This window comes from Aeromonas sp. s1(2024), assembly GCF_040908005.1.
Lineage (GTDB): Bacteria > Pseudomonadota > Gammaproteobacteria > Enterobacterales > Aeromonadaceae > Aeromonas > Aeromonas caviae.
Genome location: NZ_JBFOCW010000047.1, coordinates 104,281 through 126,206, shown reverse-complemented (window position 1 = coordinate 126,206; position 21,926 = coordinate 104,281). Strand labels below are relative to the sequence as shown.

The 21,926-nt window shown below is 65.1% G+C and carries 16 protein-coding genes; 10 read left to right on the top strand and 6 right to left on the bottom strand.

Going from position 1 to position 21,926, the window contains the following annotated elements; genetic code table 11:
* The first annotated feature begins 57 nt into the window (after window positions 1-57).
* A complete protein-coding gene (gene dcuC, locus AB5Y70_RS11605) occupies window positions 58-1,434 on the top strand; it encodes a C4-dicarboxylate transporter DcuC (RefSeq protein WP_049636352.1) in 1,377 nt (458 codons plus the stop codon).
* Window positions 1,435-1,574: 140 nt separating this feature from the next.
* Window positions 1,575-2,714 carry a M20 family metallopeptidase gene (locus tag AB5Y70_RS11600; protein ID WP_043155242.1) on the top strand — a complete coding sequence of 380 codons (1,140 nt, stop codon included), beginning with the start codon at window positions 1,575-1,577 and terminating at the stop codon, window positions 2,712-2,714.
* A gap of 70 nt (window positions 2,715-2,784) precedes the next feature.
* On the opposite strand, the gene AB5Y70_RS11595 is transcribed toward AB5Y70_RS11600, so the two are convergent.
* The 3 genes from AB5Y70_RS11595 to asnS form a co-directional block, all read right to left on the bottom strand.
* Window positions 2,785-3,441 (bottom strand): hypothetical protein, encoded by a 657-nt coding sequence (locus AB5Y70_RS11595; RefSeq protein WP_043155241.1) that lies wholly within the window; start codon window positions 3,439-3,441, stop codon window positions 2,785-2,787.
* 127 nt (window positions 3,442-3,568) lie between these two features.
* Complete coding sequence (locus tag AB5Y70_RS11590; protein ID WP_043155239.1) at window positions 3,569-4,912, bottom strand: anaerobic C4-dicarboxylate transporter; 1,344 nt, start codon at window positions 4,910-4,912, stop codon at window positions 3,569-3,571.
* Between the two features lie 351 nt (window positions 4,913-5,263).
* A complete protein-coding gene (asnS, locus tag AB5Y70_RS11585; RefSeq protein WP_039039869.1) occupies window positions 5,264-6,664 on the bottom strand; it encodes an asparagine--tRNA ligase in 1,401 nt (466 codons plus the stop codon).
* A gap of 168 nt (window positions 6,665-6,832) precedes the next feature.
* Here asnS and AB5Y70_RS11580 point away from each other — a divergent pair, with 168 nt between their 5' ends.
* Window positions 6,833-7,207 carry a hypothetical protein gene (locus AB5Y70_RS11580; protein WP_223302528.1) on the top strand — a complete coding sequence of 125 codons (375 nt, stop codon included), beginning with the start codon at window positions 6,833-6,835 and terminating at the stop codon, window positions 7,205-7,207.
* On the opposite strand, the gene AB5Y70_RS11575 is transcribed toward AB5Y70_RS11580, so the two are convergent.
* Together AB5Y70_RS11575 and bioA are read right to left on the bottom strand one after the other, a co-directional pair.
* Window positions 7,195-8,016, bottom strand: coding sequence for a HAMP domain-containing protein (locus tag AB5Y70_RS11575; protein ID WP_043155238.1), 822 nt, complete (start codon window positions 8,014-8,016; stop codon window positions 7,195-7,197). The genes AB5Y70_RS11580 and AB5Y70_RS11575 overlap by 13 nt on opposite strands.
* A gap of 135 nt (window positions 8,017-8,151) precedes the next feature.
* Window positions 8,152-9,426: an adenosylmethionine--8-amino-7-oxononanoate transaminase gene (gene bioA / locus AB5Y70_RS11570; RefSeq protein ID WP_043155237.1), complete on the bottom strand. Its 1,275-nt coding sequence runs from the start codon at window positions 9,424-9,426 to the stop codon at window positions 8,152-8,154.
* A gap of 193 nt (window positions 9,427-9,619) precedes the next feature.
* On the opposite strand from bioA, the gene bioB reads away from it, so the two are divergent.
* From bioB to htpX, 5 genes are all read left to right on the top strand, one after another.
* Window positions 9,620-10,708 carry a biotin synthase BioB gene (gene bioB / locus AB5Y70_RS11565; protein WP_043155235.1) on the top strand — a complete coding sequence of 363 codons (1,089 nt, stop codon included), beginning with the start codon at window positions 9,620-9,622 and terminating at the stop codon, window positions 10,706-10,708.
* On the top strand, window positions 10,705-11,901 hold the full coding sequence (gene bioF / locus AB5Y70_RS11560; RefSeq protein ID WP_043155233.1) for an 8-amino-7-oxononanoate synthase: 1,197 nt from the start codon (window positions 10,705-10,707) through the stop codon (window positions 11,899-11,901). Before bioB ends, bioF begins: the two co-directional genes overlap by 4 nt.
* A complete protein-coding gene (gene bioC / locus AB5Y70_RS11555; protein WP_041212694.1) occupies window positions 11,891-12,694 on the top strand; it encodes a malonyl-ACP O-methyltransferase BioC in 804 nt (267 codons plus the stop codon). Before bioF ends, bioC begins: the two co-directional genes overlap by 11 nt.
* A gap of 108 nt (window positions 12,695-12,802) precedes the next feature.
* Window positions 12,803-13,483 carry a dethiobiotin synthase gene (gene bioD, locus AB5Y70_RS11550; protein ID WP_041212695.1) on the top strand — a complete coding sequence of 227 codons (681 nt, stop codon included), beginning with the start codon at window positions 12,803-12,805 and terminating at the stop codon, window positions 13,481-13,483.
* Window positions 13,484-13,596: 113 nt separating this feature from the next.
* The gene (gene htpX, locus AB5Y70_RS11545; protein WP_010674070.1) at window positions 13,597-14,469 is read left to right on the top strand and encodes a protease HtpX; all 873 of its coding nucleotides are present in this window, start codon (window positions 13,597-13,599) and stop codon (window positions 14,467-14,469) included.
* Between the two features lie 80 nt (window positions 14,470-14,549).
* On the opposite strand, the gene AB5Y70_RS11540 is transcribed toward htpX, so the two are convergent.
* On the bottom strand, window positions 14,550-16,352 hold the full coding sequence (locus tag AB5Y70_RS11540; RefSeq protein ID WP_043155230.1) for an MOSC N-terminal beta barrel domain-containing protein: 1,803 nt from the start codon (window positions 16,350-16,352) through the stop codon (window positions 14,550-14,552).
* A 350-nt stretch (window positions 16,353-16,702) separates the two neighbouring features.
* On the opposite strand from AB5Y70_RS11540, the gene AB5Y70_RS11535 reads away from it, so the two are divergent.
* Window positions 16,703-18,349 carry an NAD(P)-binding protein gene (locus AB5Y70_RS11535; RefSeq protein WP_043155227.1) on the top strand — a complete coding sequence of 549 codons (1,647 nt, stop codon included), beginning with the start codon at window positions 16,703-16,705 and terminating at the stop codon, window positions 18,347-18,349.
* Window positions 18,346-21,921 carry a pyruvate:ferredoxin (flavodoxin) oxidoreductase gene (gene nifJ / locus AB5Y70_RS11530; RefSeq protein ID WP_043155224.1) on the top strand — a complete coding sequence of 1,192 codons (3,576 nt, stop codon included), beginning with the start codon at window positions 18,346-18,348 and terminating at the stop codon, window positions 21,919-21,921. The genes AB5Y70_RS11535 and nifJ overlap by 4 nt, the downstream gene beginning before the upstream one ends.
* Window positions 21,922-21,926: the final 5 nt, after the last annotated feature.

The following is a 21,926-nucleotide window of genomic DNA, read 5'->3' as shown; positions in this document are numbered from 1 at the left end:
GAAAGGGGAGATCCACCACTAGATTGCGCTTCTCGATAATCTTGTCAGGAGTGCACCTTGGAACTCGTCTTCGTCTTGCTCGTGCTGATCGCCGTGGTCTACGGCATCATCAAGGATTACAACCCGCAGGCGGTGCTGGCGCTGGCGGGCATGGCCCTCTTCACCGTCGCCTACTGGCTGGGACTGCACCCCATTCTGCCCGCCGACAAGAGCACCGGCTTCGCCCTGTTCGACCTGTTCGAGGTGTTCAAAGGGATCTTCTCCTACCGGGCGGCGGGGCTCGGCCTCACCATCATGGCGGTGGCGGGCTTTGCCACCTACATGTCCCATATCGGCGCCTCCCAGGCCCTGGTGCGGGTGGCGGTCAAACCGGTGGCGGGCATCCAGTCCAGCTACCTGATGCTGGCCATCTGCTACCTGGTGGCGGTCTTCGTCTCCCTGTTCGTCACCTCCGCCACCGGCCTTGGCCTGCTGCTGATGGTCACCATGTACCCGGTGATGCGCAACCTCGGCATCAGCCCGGCTTCCGCCTGCGGCGTCATCGCCACCTCCCAGGCGTTCGAAATCGGCCCGACCCAGACCAACGCCATCTTCTCCGCCGGTCAATCCGGCATGGATCCCACCAGCTACTTCGTCGACTACCAGATCTGGCTGGTGGTCCCCATGCTGCTGGTGACCATGGTGCTGCACTTCTTCTGGCAGCGGCACTGTGACCGCCAGGAGGGCTGGGATCCGGCCCTGCATCGCGGCGAGCACGCCGAGCTTGACGAAAAAGGGGCGGACGAGGTGGCCGCGCCGACCTGGTACGGCCTGCTGCCCATCATCCCCTTCGTACTGATGATGACCTTCTCCAAGCTCCTGGTGACCAGCATCAGCGTCAGCGTGGAGGTGGCCATGCTGCTGTCGGTCTTTATCGGCATGCTGTGCGAGCTGCTGCGCACCCGCTCGGTGCGCACCGCCTTCGCGGGGCTCTCCAGCTTCCTCGACGGCATGGGCAAGGTGTTCGGCCCCGTGGTGGCGCTCATCGTCTGTGCCGAGCTCTTCGCCGAATCCCTCAAGGCCATCGGCGCCATCGACACCCTGCTCCATTCGGCCAGCAATGCCGGCATCGGCAGCGGCCTGATGACCCTGGTGATGGTGGGGCTCATCATGGTGGCGGCGGTCATCATGGGCTCGGGCAACGCAGCCTTCCTCAGTTTCTCCTCCCTGGCCCCCGCGGTGGCAGCCAAGTTTGGCGTGCCGGCGGTGACCATGCTGCTGCCGATGCAGCTCGCCTCGAGCATCGGCCGCACCGTCTCCCCCATCGCGGCGGTGCTCATCGCCTGTGCGGGCATCGCCAAGGTCTCTCCCTTCGTGGTGGTCAAGCGCACCAGCGTGCCCATGGCGGGGGCCCTGGTGACGGCGCTGCTCCTCAACTATCTGCTGTTCATGTAAAGGCTCTGGTGTAGTAGAGGCGGCGGCCAGTTGATCCACGCTGGCCGACCGCCGTTGACGAGGCGGCGTCGAGTGCCCGCCCACTCTTATCGTTGCAAAAACAGTCTGTGTTTTACGCAGATTGTTCCATGGAGAAGACAATGAACGACCTCACGCGCCCGTTCTCCCTCGATACCTATCTGGCGGATCTCGCCCCGCTCATCAACCTCGACTGCGGCACCCGCACCCCGGCCGGGGTGGCCCGGGTCGCCGATATCATGACCGAGAAATATGAGGCCATCGGCTGGCAGGTGACCCGCCACCAGTTCGCCGCCGAGTGCGGCCCCTGCCTCGAGGCAACCAATGCCCCGGGGGCGGATCACTACGACGTCATGCTGGTGGGCCACATGGACACCGTCTTCCCCGAGGGGACGGCGGCCAAGCGACCGCTGAAAATCGAAGGCAATCAGGCCTTTGGCCCCGGCGTCTCGGACATGAAGAGCGGCCTGCTCTCTACCTGGTATGCCTTGAAAGAGCTGGACCCGGCCGTGCTGGCCAGGCTCAAGGTGCTGGTTTGCTGCAACTGCGACGAGGAGATTGGTTCCCCCTGGTCCAAAGAATGGCTGGTGAAAAAAGCCAAACAGAGCGGCTGCGTGCTGGTGGCCGAGGCGGCCCGCCCGAGCGGGGATCTCATCAGCGCCCGCAAGGGCAATGCCAAGTACCGCATCACCTTCCACGGCAAAGCCTCCCATACAGGCTCGGCCCTGGCACAAGGGGTCTCCGCCATCACGGAGCTGGCCCACTGGGTGCTCGCCATCAACCAGCAGGTCAACATGGAGACCGGCACCACCATGAACGTGGGGGTGGTGCAGGGCGGTACCGGCGTCAACGTGGTGCCCGACTTTGCCGAGGCGATCGTGGATTTGCGCTTCTGGTGCAACGAAGAGGCGCAGGCGGTGCACGACCGGCTCACCTTCATGGCCAACAACCCCTTCCTCGCCGGTTGCCGGGTCGAGGTGGCGCGCCAGAGCTTCAAGCCGGCGATGCGCCCGAGCGGCGACACCGAGGCCCTGATGGCACTGGTGGAGGCGGCAGGCAGGGAGGAGGGCGTCCCCTTCAACTGGCTGGAGGCGGGGGGCGGCTCGGATGCCAACTTCACCGCCGCCGCAGGCGTGCCGTCCCTCGATGGCTTCGGCCCCATGGGGGGCGGCTTCCACTCGGAGGCGGAATTCCTGCTGCTGGAGAGCATCGAGCCGCGCATCCGCCTGCTTAAGCGGGTGCTGGGCAAGCTGGCCAGATAGGCCGGCGTCATAGACAAGCAAAACGGGAGGCCAGTGCCTCCCGTTTTTTATGTGTCGCCATCGTGAGAGGTCATTCCTCGTCCTCCTGCAGATAGGCGAGGTGCTCCTGGCGCGCCACCTGCCAGTGGCCGAGCGTCAGCGGCGCCGCAAACCCGGGGCCGTCGGTCACCATGGTGTGGTACTCCCCCTGCTCGCCGCAGGCATCTAAGCCCCGGGTTGCCGCCAGTTGCTGCAATTCGGCCAGGGTGGTCGCATCGAGCCTGCGCCCCACCCATTCGGGGGCCAGTACCCGGGTATCGACGCAGGAGAGGTGGGAGACGATGCCGCGGGCCAGCATGTCCGCCAGCAACGCCTCGCGGGGTTGCTGCCAGAGCGGGGTGTGGACGGTGAGCCCCAGGGGGCGACAGCGCTCGCGGATCCAGTTCGGTGCGCCCCCCACGCTGTCGATGTCGCCGGTGACGACCCCATCGAGTTGCCACTCCTCTTTCAATGCCGCCAGGGCCCGCTCATAACCGAGATCGAAGGGCGCCTCGATGGTGACCAGCCGATGGGGCAGTGCGAGGGCCGCCGCCTGACGGCGAACCTGTGACAGAGGATGGGCGAGAAAGCGGGGCGCTGGCGGGGCAAAGGTGACCAGGGCCACCACCTGATGGCCCGCCTCCCGGGCGTGGCAGAGGGCCTGCATGGCATCTTTGCCGCCGCTCCAGAGCAGGATGACGCGAGACATGGGGGATTTCCGCTGAAAAAAAGAGGGCTCATGCTACCCAGAGTGGGGGGCGATGGCAAAGCGCGGGCCGGGGATGCGGGGATAAAAAAGCGGCTCCCACGGGGGAGCCGCTCGCACCGGATGCCTGTTACAGCAGGATGCTGGTCAGGATGAAGCCCAGGGTACAGGAGGTCACCACCCCGATGAGGCCCGGAATGATGAAGCTGTGGTTGATGATGAACTTGCCGATGCGGGTGGTGCCGGAGCGGTCGAAGCCGATGCAGGCGAGATCGCTCGGGTAGGTCGGCAGCACGAAGTAGCCGTAGCTCGCCGGCAGGAAGGCGATGAGCAGTTTGGGTTCGACCCCCAGCGCCAGCCCCATGGGGGCGATGGCGGTGAGCGCCGCGGCCTGGCTGTTCACCAGCTTGGAGATGAGGAAGAGCACCAGGGCGTAGGTCCAGGGCTGGGCCTGTACCACGTGGGCCAGGGTCTCCTTGAGCAGCGGCATGTGGGCCTGGAAGAAGGTTTCACTCATCCAGGCGACCCCGAACACGGAGAAGATGGCGACCATGCCCGCCTTGAAGACGGCGCCGTTGGCGATCTCCCCCGGCTTGACCTTGCAGCGCATCAGGATGATGGCGCCGGCGATCAGCATCATCATCTGGATCACCAGGTTCATGGAGAGGGGGCCCGTCTTCTCCTTGATGGTGAAGACGGGGCGCAGCGCCTCATCGGCCCCCAGCAGCACCACGGCAGCGATGGCGGCGAAGAAGATCCAGGTGGACCAGTAGGCCTCTTTCGGGAACTTGGTGTTGAGCAGGGTTTCACCACCGCCGTAGATGAAGTCGCGCTGGGCAGGTTCCTTGATCTTGGCCTGGAACTCCTCGTCCTTGTCCAGATCCTTGCCGCGGCGCAGGCTCCACAGGGCCGCCATCATGACACCCGTGAGCGAGGAGGGGATGGCCACCATCAGGATGTCGAGCAGACCGTAAGCCTGACCCACGCCGTGAGCCGCCGCCAGGATGGAGACCATGGAGACCACGGCCACCGAGACCGGCGAGGCGCAGATGGCCATCTGGGAGGCAACGGACGCCACTGCCATGGGGCGCTCCGGACGGATGTTCTTTTGCAGCGCGATGTCGGCGATGATGGGGAACATGGTGTAGACCACGTGGCCGGTGCCGCACAGGAAGGTGAGGGTCCAGGTCGTGAGCGGCGCCAGCAGGGTGATGTACTGGGGGTGGCGGCGCAGCAGACGCTCGGCCACCTGCATCATCAGGTTGAGACCGCCGGCGGTCTGCAGGGTGGCGGCGCAGCCAATGACCGCCAGTATGGTCAGCATCACCTGCACCGGCGGCTCGCCCGGCACCAGGCCGAAGACGAAGGTCAGCAGGAACAGACCGATACCGCTGATAAGACCCAGCCCCATGCCCCCGAAGCGGGTACCCAGCAGCAAGCAGCCGAGTACCACCAAAAATTCCATCAAGATCATTCCATTACCTCGTGTATTTATCCATGTCCCCATCGGCCAGCTGCCCGGGATCCGCTGTCATCAATTACCCCTGAAGGGTTAATGGACATTTTGTCACCCCTAAAGGGGTAAAAAATTGCGTTGCTTCAACAACCGGCTTTTTTCCGATTTAAGTGCATAAAAACTACGGTTCAGCCCTTGAACAGGGGACCGCCTCCTGGCGCACACCAGATAAATGACGGGAAAGATGGGGGAGAGCACAGGGTTTGGAATGCAAAAGGCGGAAATGACAGGTGCGGGAAGAGCGAGGCGGGCATAAAAAAAGCCGACCCTGGGGGTCGGCTTTTGCACGGTGCGAGTAGGCGGGTCGCCTTAGAACTCGGCGGTGCGGGGAGTACGGGGGAAGGGGATCACGTCGCGCACGTTGCCCATGCCGGTCACGTAGACCACCAGGCGCTCGAAGCCCAGACCGAAGCCGGAGTGGGGCACGGTGCCATAGCGACGCAGATCGCGGTACCACCAGTAGTCTTCCTTGTTCAGGCCCATCTCGGCCAGACGGGCATCCAGCACCTCGAGGCGCTCTTCACGCTGGGAGCCGCCGATGATCTCGCCGATCCCCGGGGCCAGTACGTCCATGGCGGCAACGGTCTTGCCGTCGTCGTTGAGGCGCATGTAGAAGGCCTTGATGTCCTTCGGGTAGTTCTTCACCACCACCGGGGACTTGAAGTGCTCCTCGGCCAGGTAGCGCTCGTGCTCGGAGGAGAGGTCGATGCCCCAGGAGACCGGGAACTCGAAGCTCTTGCCGCAGTTTTGGAGCACGTCGATGGCGTCGGTGTAGTCAATCTGGGCGAAGTCGGAGGCGACGAAGCGCTCCAGACGGCCGATGGCGTCCTTGTCCACGTGCTGGGCGAAGAACTCCAGATCGTCGCGGCGCTCGGTCAGCACGGCGTTGAAGACGTACTTCAGCATGGCTTCGGCCAGGGCGGCGTTGTCTTCCAGATCGGCGAAGGCCACTTCCGGCTCCACCATCCAGAACTCGGCCAGGTGGCGGCTGGTGTTGGAGTTTTCGGCGCGGAAGGTCGGGCCGAAGGTGTAGACCTTGGACAGGGCGCAGGCGTAGGTTTCGACGTTCAGCTGGCCGGACACGGTCAGGAAGGTCTCCTTGCCGAAGAAGTCCTTGTCGTAGTCCACCTTGCCTTCGGGGGTGCGCGGCAGGTTTTCCATGTCCAGGGTGGAGACGCGGAACATCTCGCCGGCCCCTTCAGTGTCGGAGGCGGTGATGAGGGGCGCCGCGATCCAGAGGTAGCCCTGTTCGTGGAAGAAGCGGTGAATGGCCTGGGAGAGGCAGTTGCGCACCCGGGTCACGGCACCGACGATGTTGGTGCGGGCACGCAGGTGGCCCTGCTCGCGCAGGTACTCGATGCTGTGGCGCTTGGCAGACATGGGGTAGGTGTCCGGATCTTCGACCCAGCCCACCACCTTGACCTCGGTGGCCTGCAGTTCGAACGCTTGGCCGCTGCCCTGGGACTCGACCACGGTGCCGGTCACTTCGACGGAGCAAGCTGTGGTCAGACGTTGCACTTCATTCTCGTAATTGGCCAGGGTATTGGGGGCGACGGCCTGCACCGGATGGAAGCAGGAGCCATCGGAAACGGCCAAAAATGAGATCCCCGCCTTGGAATCGCGGCGGGTCCGGATCCACCCTTTCACAGTCAGGGTGGTGCCGACCGAATACTTACCGGCCAGCACATCAACTACGGATGCGTGCGTCATCGAAATATTGTCTCCAGCTTGTTCTTGCAGCGCTATTTGCAACACTAGGGGTCTGGCCCGGGCGCAGTTGGCCCACCATGGCAGACTAAGCCGTTCATCTTACCCGCGCAGGTTTGATAAACAAGCAAAAATGTCGGACCCTTGCGGGGATTTCCCCATGCATAGTGCATGGATCATGGCGGCTGGACGGGGGTGAGGGTGAAGGAGCGCAGGCGGGGGCCGGATGGCTGGATACGGGTGTTGCAGGGGCTGGTGATCCTCTGCTGGGGCGGCTTTGTCGCCCTGCTCTCCCTCTATCACTTCGCCCGGCCAGAGGTGGCTTACGGCTTTCTGGTCTATGGGGGCGTCAAGGTGCGCCAGAGCTGGGACCCCCTGCTTACCCCCTGGCTGGAGCGCGGGCTCTGGGGTTGCTGCCTGCTGACCCTGGTGGTGCTGGTGCTGGCCCGTGGCCGCAGCCGTCGGCAGGAAGATGCCCGCCACGTCAATCTCTTCATCCTGCTGCTGATCCTGGTGGCCTGCCTGCTGCTTTACTACCGGGGCTGAGGGCCGTCGCCGTCATCCAGCCCCTGAGAGGCGGGGCGCTTGCCTATCTGGCGCTCCACGCTGTCGAGCATCTGGTTGTAGGCGAGCGCCACCCGGCCAATCTCGTCCCCTTCATCCCCCTCCAGCCTGTGGCCGAAGTCGTTGCGATCGGTGGCCTCCTCCATGGAGCGGGTCAGCTGGTTGAGGGGGCGGACTATCCAGGTGCGGATGACCCAGAGGGTGAGCAGGAGTCCCAGCCCGAAGATGAGGGTGAGGCTCAGGGCCGAGGTGAGGATGTTCTGCTCCACCCGGGTAAACAGGGTGTCGAGGGAGTAGTCAAAACGCACCGCCCCCAGCACGGTGTTTTCCGGCACCTGGTGGCAGCTGGTGCAGTCGGTACCGCGAAAATCCTTTCTGGCCAGCAGCGGGCGGGTCACCACCAGCCGGCTGTGCATGCCGTCATGCTCTACCTCCAGGCTCCCCTTGCCCGCCAGCGCCAGGGCATCGTACCTGTCCTTCGGGGCCTCGACGTCACGGCCCGGCCCGTACTGCTTGTTGACCGCCGCCCCGCGCACGATGCGGGCATCTTCCACGTGGGCGTGATGGAGAAACTTGGCGCGCAGGGTGTCGCGGGCGTCCATCTTGCCGGTCAGCATCAGCATGTTGAGGCCGTCGAAGTAGGCCTCGGTCTGCTCGCGGCTCTGCTCCTTGATGAGGGTCAGGATGAGGTCACGCTCGCGCACCGCCTGATAGGCCGCGGAAAACACCAACACCATGGAGAAGATGAAGAGCAGGAAGAAGTTGATCTTGGCAGCAATGGAGAGGCGCATGGGGCTGGTACATCTGTTGGGTAAAACCCGCGCAGTCTACTCTCCTCGCCGGACGGGTTTTGGTGTCTTGCTCACATTCTGATGAAAAAGCGCCGAAAGGCCCTGCGTTCTCATGCAGGGCCCGTTCATCCGGACTCAATATTCGCCGATGGTGATGGCCTCGTGGATGGCGCCGGTCAATACCCGCAGCTCCTCGGGGGTGATGACGAAGGGGGGCATTAGGTAGATGAGCTTGCCAAAGGGACGGATCCAGGCGCCCAGCTCCACGAACTTGCGCTGGATGCGCGCCACGTCCACCCGCTCCTTCATCTCCACCACCCCGATGGCGCCGAGCACCCGCACATCCGCCACCGCCGGGTGCAGGGTCAGTTCCACCAGTTCGGTTTTGAGTTGGTGTTCGATGGCTTGCACCCGCGCCTGCCACGGGGAGGCGAGCAGCAACTCGATGGAGGCGTTGGCTACCGCGCAGGCAAGCGGGTTGCCCATGAAGGTGGGGCCGTGCATGAAGACGCCTGCCTTGCCGTCACACACGGTGCGAGCCACATGTTCGGTCGTGAGCGTGGCCGACAGCGTCAGATAGCCGCCGGTGAGCGCCTTGCCCAGGCACATGATGTCGGGGCTGATGCCGGCCCAGTCGCAGGCAAAGAGCTGGCCGGTGCGGCCAAAGCCGGTGGCTATCTCGTCGGCAATCAGCAGCAGGCCGAATTCGTCGCACAGGGCGCGCACCCACTGCAGGTAGCGGGGGTGGTAGAAGCGCATGCCGCCCGCCCCCTGGACGATGGGTTCGAGCACGATGGCGGCGATTTCCTCGTGATGATCCGCCACCAGGGTGGCCAGCTCCACCACGCTCTGCTCGTCCCACTGAGCGTGGAAGCGGCAGCTTGGCGCTTCGACGAAATGGTGTTCGGGCAGGAAGCCCTGGTAGAGCTCGTGCATGCCGCCATCCGGGTCGCACACGCTCATGGCGCCGAAGGTGTCGCCGTGATAGCCGCCCCGAAGGGCAACGAATTTGGCGCGGGGCGTCCCTTTGGCATGCCAGTACTGCTGGGCCATCTTGAGGGCCACCTCCACCGCCACCGAGCCGGAATCCGCCAGAAAGACCCGATCCAGCCCCTTCGGGGTGATCTCCACCAGTTTGCGGCAGAGCTCGACCGCCGGGGCATGGGTCAGGCCGCCAAACATCACGTGGGACATCTTGCCGAGCTGGGCGGTGGCGGCCGCGTCCAGTTCCGGCACCTGATAGCCGTGAACGCAGGCCCACCAGGAGCTCATGCCATCCACCAGCTCGCGCCCGTCCGTCAGGGTGAGGGTCACCCCTTTGGCGCTGGCCACTTCATAGCAGGGCAGGGGATGGGTGAGGGAGGTATAGGGGTGCCAGACGTGGTGCAGGTCGAATTCTTGGTTGGTCATTTTGCGTTCTATTGTCAATTGATTTGATCTGGTCGGTGTTGACAGTCTACGCGTGCTCTCTACACTAGCCAACAATTTCAGCCACTTGGCTTCGCGCACGCCCTGGCGTCGCGCTGTCCAGCTGGCGGGTCTTGCGGCGAACGCTCTCTTGAGCGCGGCGCAGGATCCCACCAATAACAACCGGAAGCCATGTATGAATGCTCTCACCGCGGGTGCCCACGCCCTTCGTCACGACTGGACCCTGTCCGAGGTTCAGGATCTCTTTGCCCTGCCATTCAACGATCTGCTGTTCCAGGCCCAGACGGTGCACCGTGCCCATTTCGACCCGAACGAGGTGCAGGTAAGCACCCTGCTCTCCATCAAGACCGGGGCCTGCCCGGAAGATTGCAAATATTGTCCCCAGAGCGCTCGCTACCACACCGGGCTCGAGACCGAGCGGCTGATGGAGGTGGAAAAAGTGCTGGAGCGGGCCCGGGAGGCCAAGGCCAACGGCTCGTCCCGCTTCTGCATGGGGGCGGCCTGGCGCAACCCGAAAGAGAAGGACATGCCCTACATCCTGCGCATGATTGAAGAGGTGCGCGGGCTCGGCATGGAGACCTGCATGACGCTCGGGATGCTGACCGCCGATCAGGCGGCGCGTCTCGGGGCGGCGGGGCTCGATTACTACAACCACAACCTCGACACCTCGCCGGAGTTCTACGGCGACATCATCACCACCCGCACCTATCAGGACAGGCTCGACACCCTGGAGCATGTGCGCGGCGCCGGCATGAAGGTCTGCTCCGGCGGCATCGTCGGCATGGGGGAGCAGGCGAAAGACCGTGCGGGCCTCTTGATGGCGCTGGCCAATCTGCCGCGCCACCCGGAGAGCGTGCCCATCAACATGCTGGTCAAGGTGAAGGGGACGCCCCTGGAGAACCAGGAGAACCTGGACCCGTTCGAATTTATCCGCACCATCGCCGTGGCGCGCATCATGATGCCGGCCTCCCACGTGCGCCTCTCCGCCGGGCGGGAGAAGATGAACGAGCAGATGCAGGCCATGTGCTTTATGGCCGGGGCCAACTCCATCTTCTACGGCTGCAAGCTGCTGACCACCCCCAATCCGGACGAGAACAGCGACATGCAGCTCTTCAAGCGCCTTGGCATTCGCCCCGCCCAGCGGGCCCAGAAGCCGGATCAGGTTCAAGAGGAGGAGCTGCTGGCCGAGGTGAACCGCCAGAGCGAGCCGAGCGAACTCTTCTACGATGCCACCCGTTCCCGCGCAGATGTCCTCCGTCCATGATGACGCCCGTTGTTACCGGCCCCTTTGCCCTGGGGGAGGCGCTGGCCGAGCGTGAACAGGCCACCCTGCTGCGCCGACGCACCCCGGTGGATGTGGCGAGCGGTGGGCGGATCCGGGTCGGGGGGCGTGATTACCTCAACGTCTCTGGCAACGACTACCTGGGCCTTGCGGGTCACCCCGCCATCAAGGCCGCCTTCACGGCGGGGGTGGCGCAATATGGCGCAGGGGCAGGCGCCTCGCCCCTGGTGACGGGTTACAGCCGCGCTCACCAGCAGCTGGAAGAGACGCTTGCCGACTGGCTCGGCGTGGAGGCGGTGCTGCTGTTCAACTGTGGCTTCTCCGCCAATCAGGCGGTGCTCAAGGCCCTGCTCGGCAAGGATCACCTGCTGTGGCAGGACAAGCTCAACCACGCCTCCCTGCAGGAGATGGGGAGCCAGCTCCCCTGCAAGATGAAGCGCTTCGGCCACAACGACATGGCGGCCCTTGAGCGGCTGCTTGAGCCAAACCGGGGCCTGATCGTCTCGGAAGGGGTCTTCAGCATGGACGGGGATCAGGCCCCCTGGGCTGAGCTGGCAACACTCGCATCCCGAAGCGGCAACTGGCTGATGATTGACGATGCTCACGGCCTCGGCGTGCTGGGTGCCGAGGGGCGCGGCACCCTGGCGGCCCAGGGGGTGAACCCGGCCAGCGTACACATCCAGATGGGGACCTTCGGCAAGGCGCTCGGGGTGGCCGGCGCCTTTGTGGGGGGCAGTCGCGAGCTGGTGGAGTACCTGGTCAATTTTTCCCGCCACTATGTCTACAGCACCCATATGCCCCCCGCCCAGGCGTGCGCCGTGCGCCAGAGCATCGAACTGGTACGCGTAGCCGACGAGGCCCGTGCCCACCTGGCTCGCCTTGTCGCCCGGTTCCGGCAGGGGGCGCAGGCGCTCGGCTGGCGGCTTGGGGCAAGTGATACCCCCATCCAGCCGTTGCTGGTGGGGGAGAGCGTCGCTGCCCTGCAACTGGCCGAGCGGCTGCGGGAGTGCGGTGTCTGGGCTGGCGCCATCCGCCCGCCCACGGTGCCGGTCGGCACGGCGCGCCTTCGCATCACCCTGTGCGCCGCCCATGGCGAAGATGACGTGGATCGCCTGCTCGAGGCCCTGGGGCCCCGTCCATCCACTGAAGAGAGAGGGGGCGCCCATGGTGCATGAGCGTTTCCAGTCGGTGGACAAGGCACAGCTCGCCCGCCGCTTCGGAGCGGCGGCCCGCCACTACGACGCCCACGCCCGCTTCCAGCAGGAGGTGGGGCAGTCGCTGCTGGCGCGCATGGACGAGGGGGGCGTGAAAGAGGTGCGCTCAGGGGCCGGGCTGGATCTGGGTTGCGGTACCGGTTTCTTCCTGCCTGCCCTGGCGCCGCGCTGCGAGACGCTGACCGGGCTGGATCTCGCACCCGGCATGCTGGCCCAGGCGGCCCTTCGCGGCAGCGGAGCCCGCCTGGTGTGCGGCGATGCGGAGGGGCTGCCCTTTGCCGACCAGAGCCTGGACTGGGTCTTCTCCAGCCTGGCCCTGCAGTGGTGCGAGCGGCCGGCCCAGGCCTTTGCCGAGCTCAACCGGGTGCTCAAACCCGGTGGCCAGGTCTTCTTCTCGACCCTGCTTTCGGGGTCACTGTGGCAACTGCGGGAGGCCTGGCGGGCCGTGGATGGTCGTGACCATGTCAATCGCTTCCTGACGTTGCCCCAGTTGCAGCAGGCGGCCCGTGACGGGGGCTTCGAGGCCCCGGCACTCTGCCCGCTGACCTGGTCCCTCGCCTACCCGGCGCTCAGTGGACTGCTGCGCGACCTCAAGGGGATAGGTGCGAGCCAGGTCAACGACGAGCGGTCTGCGGGCCTGGGTCATCGCCAGCGCCTGGTGCGACTGGGGGAGGCCTACGAGCGCCACCGTCAACCGGACGGCCTGCTGGCCGCCAGCTACGAGGTCTGCCTCGGGCGCCTGGTGCGGCGCTGACACAAAAAGACCCGGCGCACCCACCCCTTCAGCGGCAGGACGCGCGCCTGCCTTTCACCATGGATATCGGGGCGCCTCTGCGCCCCTGCACTGCATCGAGGAATCATCATGGGGACATCCTATTTCATCACGGGTACGGACACCGACGTGGGCAAGACCCTGGTGGCCCGCACCCTGTTGCTGGCGCTTGCCGCCAGAGGCATTCGCTGCGCCGGGTACAAACCGGTGTCGGCGGGCTGCACCCGCACCCCGGAGGGGCTTCGCAATCTGGATGCCTTGCTGTTGCAGCAGGCGGCCACGGTTGCGCTGCCCTACGAGCAGGTCAATCCCTATGCCTTCGAGCCGCCCATCGCCCCCCATATCGCCGCCCGTGAGCGGGGGGTGAGCATCCCCTTCGAGGGGCTGTCCGCCGGCTTGCGGGAGATTGAGGGAGCTGGGGCCGATCTCGTCATTGTCGAAGGGGCGGGGGGCTGGTTCCTGCCGCTGGATCATCAGCGTCTGCTCTCGGAGTGGGTCGCCCAGGAGCGGCTGCCGGTGATCCTGGTGGTGGGGGCCAGGCTGGGCTGCCTCAACCATGCCCTGCTCACCGTCAGCGCCATTCGCCAGCAGGGGTTGACCCTGGCGGGCTGGGTCATCAACCGGGTGGATCCGCACATGAGCCGCTACGAGGAGAACCTGGACACCTTGAAAGCCATGTTGCCGGCCCCATTTCTGGGGGAGCTCCCCTTCGTGGACGCGGTGAATGAGGTGGATTTGCACCACTGTCTCGATGTGTCGCCCTTGCTCTGAGGCCAGACATTCAGCAAACATTCATCGAGTCTGTCTATTATCTGGGGCAAGTGTGGCATCGGTCGCCCCTGGGGCGCCCAGAACCATGCATCCATATCTCACAAGGAGTCAATATGAAGCGAATTATGCTATTCCTGGTGACCAACCTGGCCGTCATGCTGGTGCTGGGGGTGGTACTCAATATCCTGTTCTCGGTTCTGGGGATCAACAAGTCCAGCATTTCCGGTCTGTTGGTGTTCTGTGCCGTGTTCGGTTTTGGGGGTTCCTTTATCTCCTTGCTGATGTCCAAGTGGATGGCCAAGCGCAGCTATGGCGTCCAGGTCATCGAGCAGCCCCGCAACGAGACCGAGCACTGGCTGGTGAGCACTGTTGCCCGTCAGGCCCGTGAGGCTGGCATCAAGATGCCGGAAGTGGGGATCTACGACTCCCCCGAGATGAACGCCTTTGCCACCGGTGCCCGCCGTGACGACTCCCTCGTCGCCGTCTCCTCCGGTCTGCTCTACAGCATGAGCCGCGACGAGGCGGAAGCCGTGCTGGCCCACGAGGTGAGCCACGTGGCCAACGGCGACATGGTGACCCTGACCCTGATCCAGGGGGTGGTGAACACCTTCGTGATGTTCTTCGCCCGCATCGTGGCCGGCGTCATCAGCAACTTCTTCAGCTCCAACAACGAGGAAGAGAGCAGCAGCACCGGCGGTTTCGCCTACATGATCACCGTGTTCGTGCTGGAGATGGTGTTCGGCGTGCTCGCCTCCATCATCGTCATGTGGTTCAGCCGTCAGCGCGAGTTCCGTGCCGACGCCGGTGCTGCCAAGCTGGCCGGCCGCGACAAGATGATTGCCGCGCTCCAGCGTCTTGCCCGCGGTGCCGAGCCGCAGATGGAGGGTTCCATGATGGCGTTCGGCATCAACGGCAAGCGCTCCATGAGCGAGCTGTTCATGAGCCACCCGCCCATCGAGCAGCGCATCGCCGCCCTGCGTGGCTGATAGCCAGTCATCTAAAGAAAACGGCTGCCCTCGGGCAGCCGTTTTGCATTCCGGGGACGGGGTTTTGCCCCCCGATCACCCTATTTGATCACCAGATCCGTCAGGGGCACGGCGCAGCAGGTGAGGATCTTGCCCTCGGCACGCTCGGCGGCGCTGATGGCGGGGGCATCGGGGTGATCCACCTCGCCCGAGACCAGGGTCTGCTTGCAACTGCCGCAGATGCCGGCACGGCAGCTCCAGGGCAGCTCTACCCCCTGCTTGTTGGCCTGATCCAGCACGGTGCCCTGGTTGTTGCCAGCAAACTCCCGCTCGCCGATACGCAGTTGCACCGCCTGATGGGGGCGGGCCACCGAGAGCAGGGCCCCGCCAAAGCTCTCCTGGCGGATGCGCCCGGCCGGTACGCCGAGGGCGCTCAACCGGTTGGCTGAATCGGCCATAAAGCCGTGGGGGCCGCAGATGAACACCTCCCGCTCCTGCAAACCCCGGATCCGGCCCAGATGATCGTCATTCAGACGGCCGCTGAGTCCCTGCCAGTGTTTGTCAGGCTGGCTCAGGATCAGGGTGAGGGTCATTCCCTGCTGCGCCATGGCGTGCAGCTCGCTGGCGGCAGGAATATCCGCCTCGCTGCGACACAGGTGCATGAAGTGGACGTCACCGAGCTCTCCCCGTAGTGCCAGAGTGCGGGCAATGGAGAGCATGGGGGTGACACCGGATCCTGCCGAGAGCAGCAGCAGCCTGCGCTCGGACCCTAAGTGAAACTCGCCGGCCGGGGGGGCGGCCAGCAGGTGATCGCCCACGCGCAGCTCATGGTGCAGCCAGGGGGAGAGGTGGCCATCGGCCAGCTTCTTGACGCTGATGCTGTAACGCTCGGGCCGCTCCGGCGTGGAGCTCAGGGTGTAGCGGCGTTGAACCCGTGTGTTTTTGATATCGAGGCTGATGGGCAGGTGCTGGCCAGGCAGGTAGTCGGGCAGGGGCTCGCCGTCGGCGGCCTCGAACCAGAAGGTTTCCAGATCCCGGGCCAGGGGTTCCCGGGCGACGCACACCAGCTCCCGCTTTTTCGGGGCCGCGTTGGGGTAGACCGGCGCCCGGGCCCGCTCCAGCACCTCGATCTCGCTGCCCGCCTCAATCCACCCCTCGTTCAGGGCCACCAGATTCTGGCCGAAATAGACCTCACCATCTTCGCCACGGCGGTAGCGGGTGAGGGTGGCCAGCGGCTCTTTCAGGGCATTGAAGCGCTCCGTGCCTGCCTCCACCGTGGTCATGATGCAGCGGCTGCACGGCTTGTCCACCCGAAACTCCACCTCGCCGATGCGGATCCGCTTCCAGCCATCTTCTTCGAAGGGGCGGGTGCCGCTCGCCACCAGGTTGGTACGAAACTGGCTCATCTGGTGCAAGGCATCGGATCTCAGGTTGAGATCCTCAAGGGAAGCCTGGCTGATGAGCAGCAAGGGGTAGCCGTCCGCAAAGCTCACCCGGGTGCCGGTCTTCTCCCGAAAACGATCGGATGCCTCCCCGAGCCAGAGCAGGCGCACCGGCTCCCTCGCCACCCGGCTCAGCCACTCATCGGCGTCGGGCCCGGTGTGCAGGGCGGTAAAGCGATCCCCCCAGACACCGGTGTGCTGAGGGGCGCGACTGAACGCCGCCTCCATGAGGGCAAGGGGGGGCAGACCCGGATAGCGCAGTTGCAGCCCCCCCTCGACGGGGGTGGCCACCACCTGCTGCAACTGGGGATGGGTGCGGGCGGTGATAAAGGTGCCATCCGGTTTGACCACCATGTAGCGGCGATCCCCGGCAAGTCCCTCCTGGGTTACCCGGGCGCGCTCCAGCGGCATGCCTGCCGTCGATTTGATGGGGTAGAGATGTATGCTGGCGAGGGTCGGCATGTCCTGGTCCTTGTGCTGTGGGGATTCCTGTGAAGAGGGGAAGATAACGATTCCTGCCCCGGGCGGCAATCTTCTCCTGCTGCCCATGTCGAGGGCGGCGAGGGGGCTCGGGCGACAGGCCCGAATGGCTGCGGGGTGTGACGGGGATCCGGTTGTGAAGGGGGCGACCCATAAAGCGCAACATTTATTGATCCTGATCCACCATGTCGTACAAAAAACGGCCCATCATCGGGCCAGCTTCCAGTTTCTGACGCTTTCGCTTCTTCCCTCTCCGGCCACCGTCTGCCCAGGCAAAACGGTATCAAGCGCCATCGGATGGGGCCTGTCACACAAAAAGAAGAAAGCAATGTATGAGCAAACAACTGGATATGACCCCACAGCCGGATCTCTCCCAGAAAACGGGAACAGGCCCGGTCCGCACCCGGCTGCCCGTCTGGCGGCCGGCCCTGCCACCTTGCAACCACGCCTGCCCGGCTGGCGAGAACATCCAGGCCTGGCTCGCCCTGGCCGAAGCAGGCCGCTTTAAGGCGGCCTGGCAACGCCTCATCGAAGAAAATCCCCTGCCTGCGGTCCACGGGCGGGTCTGCTATCACCCCTGCGAAACGGCCTGCAACCGTGCCCAGGTGGATGATGCCGTCTCCATCCACGCCATCGAGCGCTTCCTTGGCGACGAGGCGCTGGCCCGGGGCTGGCTGCCTGTGCCACCTGCCCCTGCCAGCGGCAAGAAGGTGCTGGTCATTGGTGCCGGTCCCTCCGGCCTCTCCTGCGCCTGGCACCTCAATCGGCTCGGCCATCAGGTGGAGATCCGCGAGGCAGGGCCGCTGGCGGGCGGCATGCTGCGTTTCGGCATTCCCGCCTACCGCCTGCCTCGCGATGTGCTGGATCGGGAGGTGGCCCGCATCGTCGCGGCCGGGGTGACGCTGACCCTCAACCACAAGGTGGAGGATGTGCTCAAGGCGCGTGACGAGGGGGGCTTTGACGCCGTCTTCATGGCCATCGGTGCCCATCTGGCAAAGCGGGTCGATATTCCGGCCCGGGAGGCGGGCAAGATCCTCGATGCGGTGAGCTTCCTAGAACAGGCGAGTCTGGCCGAAGAGAAAGGACTGCCACCGCCAAAACTGGGACGGCGGGTGGCCATCTACGGCGGCGGCAACACCGCCATGGATGCGGCCCGTACCGCTCGTCGCCTCGGGGTCGAGGAGGCGATGATCATCTACCGCCGCGACCGGGACCATATGCCAGCCCACGCCTTCGAAGCCGATGAGGCCGAGGAGGAGGGGATCAAGATCAACTGGCTGCGCACCATCCGCCAGCTCGATAGCACCAATATCGAAGTGGAGGTGATGGCGCTGGATGCCGAGGGTAAGCCGGTGCCCACCGGCCAGTTTGAAACCCTCGAAGCGGACTCCCTCATTCTGGCGCTGGGTCAGGAGGTCGACCTTTCGGTGCTGGAGAGCATCCCCGGCGTGCGGGTCAACAAGGAGGGAGTAGTGCAGGTTGGCGAGAACCTGATGACGGATGTGCCGGGTCTGTTTGCCGGTGGCGACATGGTGCCCTCCGAGCGCACCGTCACCATCGCCACCGGCCACGGCAAGAAGGCGGCACGCCATATGGATGCCTGGCTGCGCGGTCGCCATTACCACAAGCCGCTCTCTTACCCGCTGGTGGGGCCAGAGCAGTTGCAGCTCTGGTTCCAGACCCACGCCCCGGCCAGCAGCCAGCCGGTCAAACCTCCCTCGGCGCGGGATGACTTTGGCGAGATCATCGGCGGACTGGACGAGACGGCGGCCCGCTACGAGGCGGCGCGCTGCTACTCCTGCGGCAACTGCTTCGAGTGCGACGGCTGCTATGGCAGCTGCCCAGAGCAGGCCATCGCCAAGCTGGGGCCGGGTCTGGGGTATCAGGTGGATGCCGAACGCTGCACCGGCTGTGGTGCCTGCCATGACCAGTGCCCCTGCCACGCCATCGAGTTGCGCCAACCGGAGGAGTCCCAATGAAACATGAACTGATCATGGTTGACGGCAACGAAGCCGCGGCCCGGGTGGCGTACCAGCTGAGCGAAGTGTGTGCCATCTATCCCATCACCCCGAGCTCGACCATGGCCGAACTGGCCGACGCCTGGGCGGCACAGGGGCAGACCAACCTCTGGGGCAACATCCCCACGGTGGTGGAGATGCAGAGCGAAGGGGGAGCGGCTGGCACGGTGCACGGCGCCCTGCAGGCGGGGGCGCTCGCCACCACCTTCACCGCCAGTCAGGGGCTGATGCTGATGCTGCCCAACATGTACAAGATCGCAGGCGAATTGACCTCGGCGGTGTTCCATGTGGCGGCCCGATCCTTGGCGGCGCAGGGGCTCTCGATTTTTGGCGACCATCAGGACGTGATGGCGGCGCGCAGCACCGGCTTTGCCATGCTCGCCTCCGGCTCGGTGCAGGAGGCGCAGGACCTGGCTTTGGTCGCCCACAGCGTCACCCTGCAATGCCGGGTGCCCTTTATCCACTTCTTCGACGGCTTTCGCACCTCCCACGAGGTGAACAAGATCACCGCGCTGCATCGGGATGAGATCCGGGCCCTTATCGACAACGACTGGGTGCGCGCCCACCGTGCGCGGGCGCTCAACCCGGATCATCCGGTGATGCGTGGCACCGCCCAGAACCCGGACACCTATTTCCAGTCCCGCGAGAGCGTCAACCCCTTCTACGAGGCGGTGCCGGCGCGGGTGCAGCAGTGCATGGAGAGCCTCGGCGAGCTGACCGGCCGCCACTACCGGCTGGTGGAGTACCACGGCGCAACCGATGCCACCGATGTCATCGTGCTGATGGGCTCGGGGGCGGCCACCGCCCGCACGACGGTGGATTGGCTCAACCGGCAGGATCGCAAGACCGGGGTCTTGGTGGTGCGCCTCTATCGCCCCTTCCCGGTGCAGGCGCTGCTCGATGCCCTGCCCGCGAGCGTTCGCCGCATGGCGGTGCTGGATCGCACCAAGGAGCCGGGGGCAGGGGGCGAGCCGCTGCTGCTGGATGTGCAGAGCGCGCTGATCGATGGCTTGCAGCGCGGCCTTATCAAGCGGCTGCCCTGGCTCAGTGGCGGTCGCTACGGCCTCTCTTCCAAAGAGTTCACCCCCGCCATGTGCGCGGCGGTATTCGAGGAGCTGGCCTCCGACGCGCCGCGCCCGCGCTTTACCGTAGGGATCGTGGATGATGTGTCGGGCCTCAGTCTGGCCTGGCACCCCATCGGCGATCTGGAGCCCGCCAGCCGGGTGCGGGCGCTCTTCTTCGGTCTCGGTGCCGATGGCACCGTCGGCGCCAACAAGAACAGCATCAAGATCATCGGCGAGCTGGAGGGGTTCCACGCCCAGGGCTACTTCGTCTACGACTCCAAGAAGTCGGGTTCGCGCACCGTCTCCCACCTGCGCTTTGGCCCCGAGCCCATCGACGCCCCCTGGCTTATCGAGCAGGCGAGCTTTATCGGCTGCCACCAGTGGGGCTTTGCCGAATCGGTCGATCTGCTGGAGCACGCCGCAGAAGGGGCGACCCTGCTGCTCAATGCCCCCTATGAGGCGGACAAAGTGTGGGACCAGCTGCCCGAGCGGCTGCGCGCCCGCATTCGAGCCCTCAATATCCAGCTCTATTGCATCGATGGGGATCGGGTGGCCGAGCGCAACGGCATGGGCAATCGCATCAACACCATCATGCAGACCTGTTTCTTTGCGCTGGCTGGCATCTTGCCGCGGGATGAGGCGATTGCGCTGATCAAGGAGAGCATCGAGAAGAGTTATGCCCGCAAGGGACCCGAGGTGGTCGAGCGCAACTTCGCGGCAGTGGACGACACTCTGGCTCATCTCCATCAGGTGGCCATCCCCGCCGGTGAGGAGCAGATCAGCGACTATCCGCTGCCATTGGCTCCCGGCGGCAGCGAGTTTGTCCAGCGTGTCACCGGCGAGATGCTGGCGGGGCGCGGCGATCGCATCCCGGTCTCCATGCTGCCGGTGGACGGCACTTACCCCACCGCCACCAGCCGCTTCGAGAAGCGGGATATCGCCCGCGAGATCCCGATTTGGCATTCGGATATCTGCATCCAGTGCGGCAACTGCGTCTTTGTCTGCCCCCACGCGGCGCTGCGGGCCAAGTTCTACCATCAGGACTGGCTGGCGACTGCCCCCGAGGCAGCCCAATCGGTACCCGTCACCGCCAGGGGTTTCCCCGACAGCCGCTACACCTTGCAGCTCTATCCGGAGGATTGCACCGGTTGTGGCCAGTGTGTGCAGGCTTGTCCGGTACGGGCCGGGGCTGATGAGGAACACGAGGGCGAGCGCGCCATCGCCATGATGGACAAGGCGCCGCACCTTGCTGGCCAGAAACAGGCGCTGCGCTGGTTCGAGAGTTTGCCCTGGCCTGCTCGCGAGCGGGTGGACTTCTCCACGGTGCGCGGCACCCAGTTCCTCGAACCCCTGTTCGAGTTCTCCGGTGCCTGCGCCGGCTGTGGCGAGACCCCCTATCTCAAGCTGCTGACCCAGCTGTTTGGCGACCGCATGTTGGTGGCCAACGCCACCGGTTGCTCCTCCATCTACGGCGGCAACCTGCCGACTACGCCGTGGGCCAAGAACGGCGAAGGGAAGGGGCCGGCCTGGTCGAACTCCCTGTTTGAGGACAACGCCGAGTTTGGCTTTGGCTTCCGTCTCACCGCCGATCAGCATCACGGTCAGGCGGTGGCGGCCCTTGAAGCGATGAAGGGGGAGCTGGGCGCCGAGCTGGTCGATACCCTGATTAGCGCCCCGCAGCGGCTGGAGTCGGAGATCCGCGCCCAGCGCACCCGGGTCGCGCAAGTGCGGGAGCGGCTGGAAGAGGTGAAATCCGGCAAGGCCCGCGAGCTGCTGTCACTCATCGATCAGCTGGTGCGCCGTGCGGTCTGGATCATCGGCGGCGATGGCTGGGCCTATGACATCGGCTCATCGGGGCTCGACCATGTGCTCGCCTCTGGGCGCGATGTGAACGTGCTGGTGATGGATACCGAGGTCTACTCCAACACCGGCGGTCAGATGTCGAAATCGACCCCGCTCGGCGCTGTCGCCAAGTTCGCGGCGGGAGGCAAGACGCTGGCCAAGAAGGATGTGGCGTTGCAGGCCATCTCCTACGGCAACGTCTATGTTGCCCGCATCGCCTTTGGTGCCAACCCGCAGCAGGCGCTACAGGCCTTGCGGGAAGCGGAAGCCTATCCGGGCCCGTCGCTGATCATCGCCTACAGCCACTGCATCGCCCACGGCATCGACATGGAGCAGGGATTGGCCCAACAGAAGCGTGCGGTCGATTCGGGCCACTGGCCGCTGATGCGCTACAACCCGGTACTGCGCAGCGCCGGGCAGAACCCCTTCAGCCTCGACAGCCTGCGCCCCTCCATCCCCCTTGCCGAATATCGGCAGCAGGAGACCCGTTATCGGGTGCTGGCCCAGAGCCATCCACAGGAGGCCGAGCGGCTGATGCAGGTGGCGCAACAAGTGGCGTGGCAGAAGTGGGCCACCTACGAGGAGATGGCCACCCGCGAAGCCAGCCAGTTCCATCCGCCGGTGTGATCATG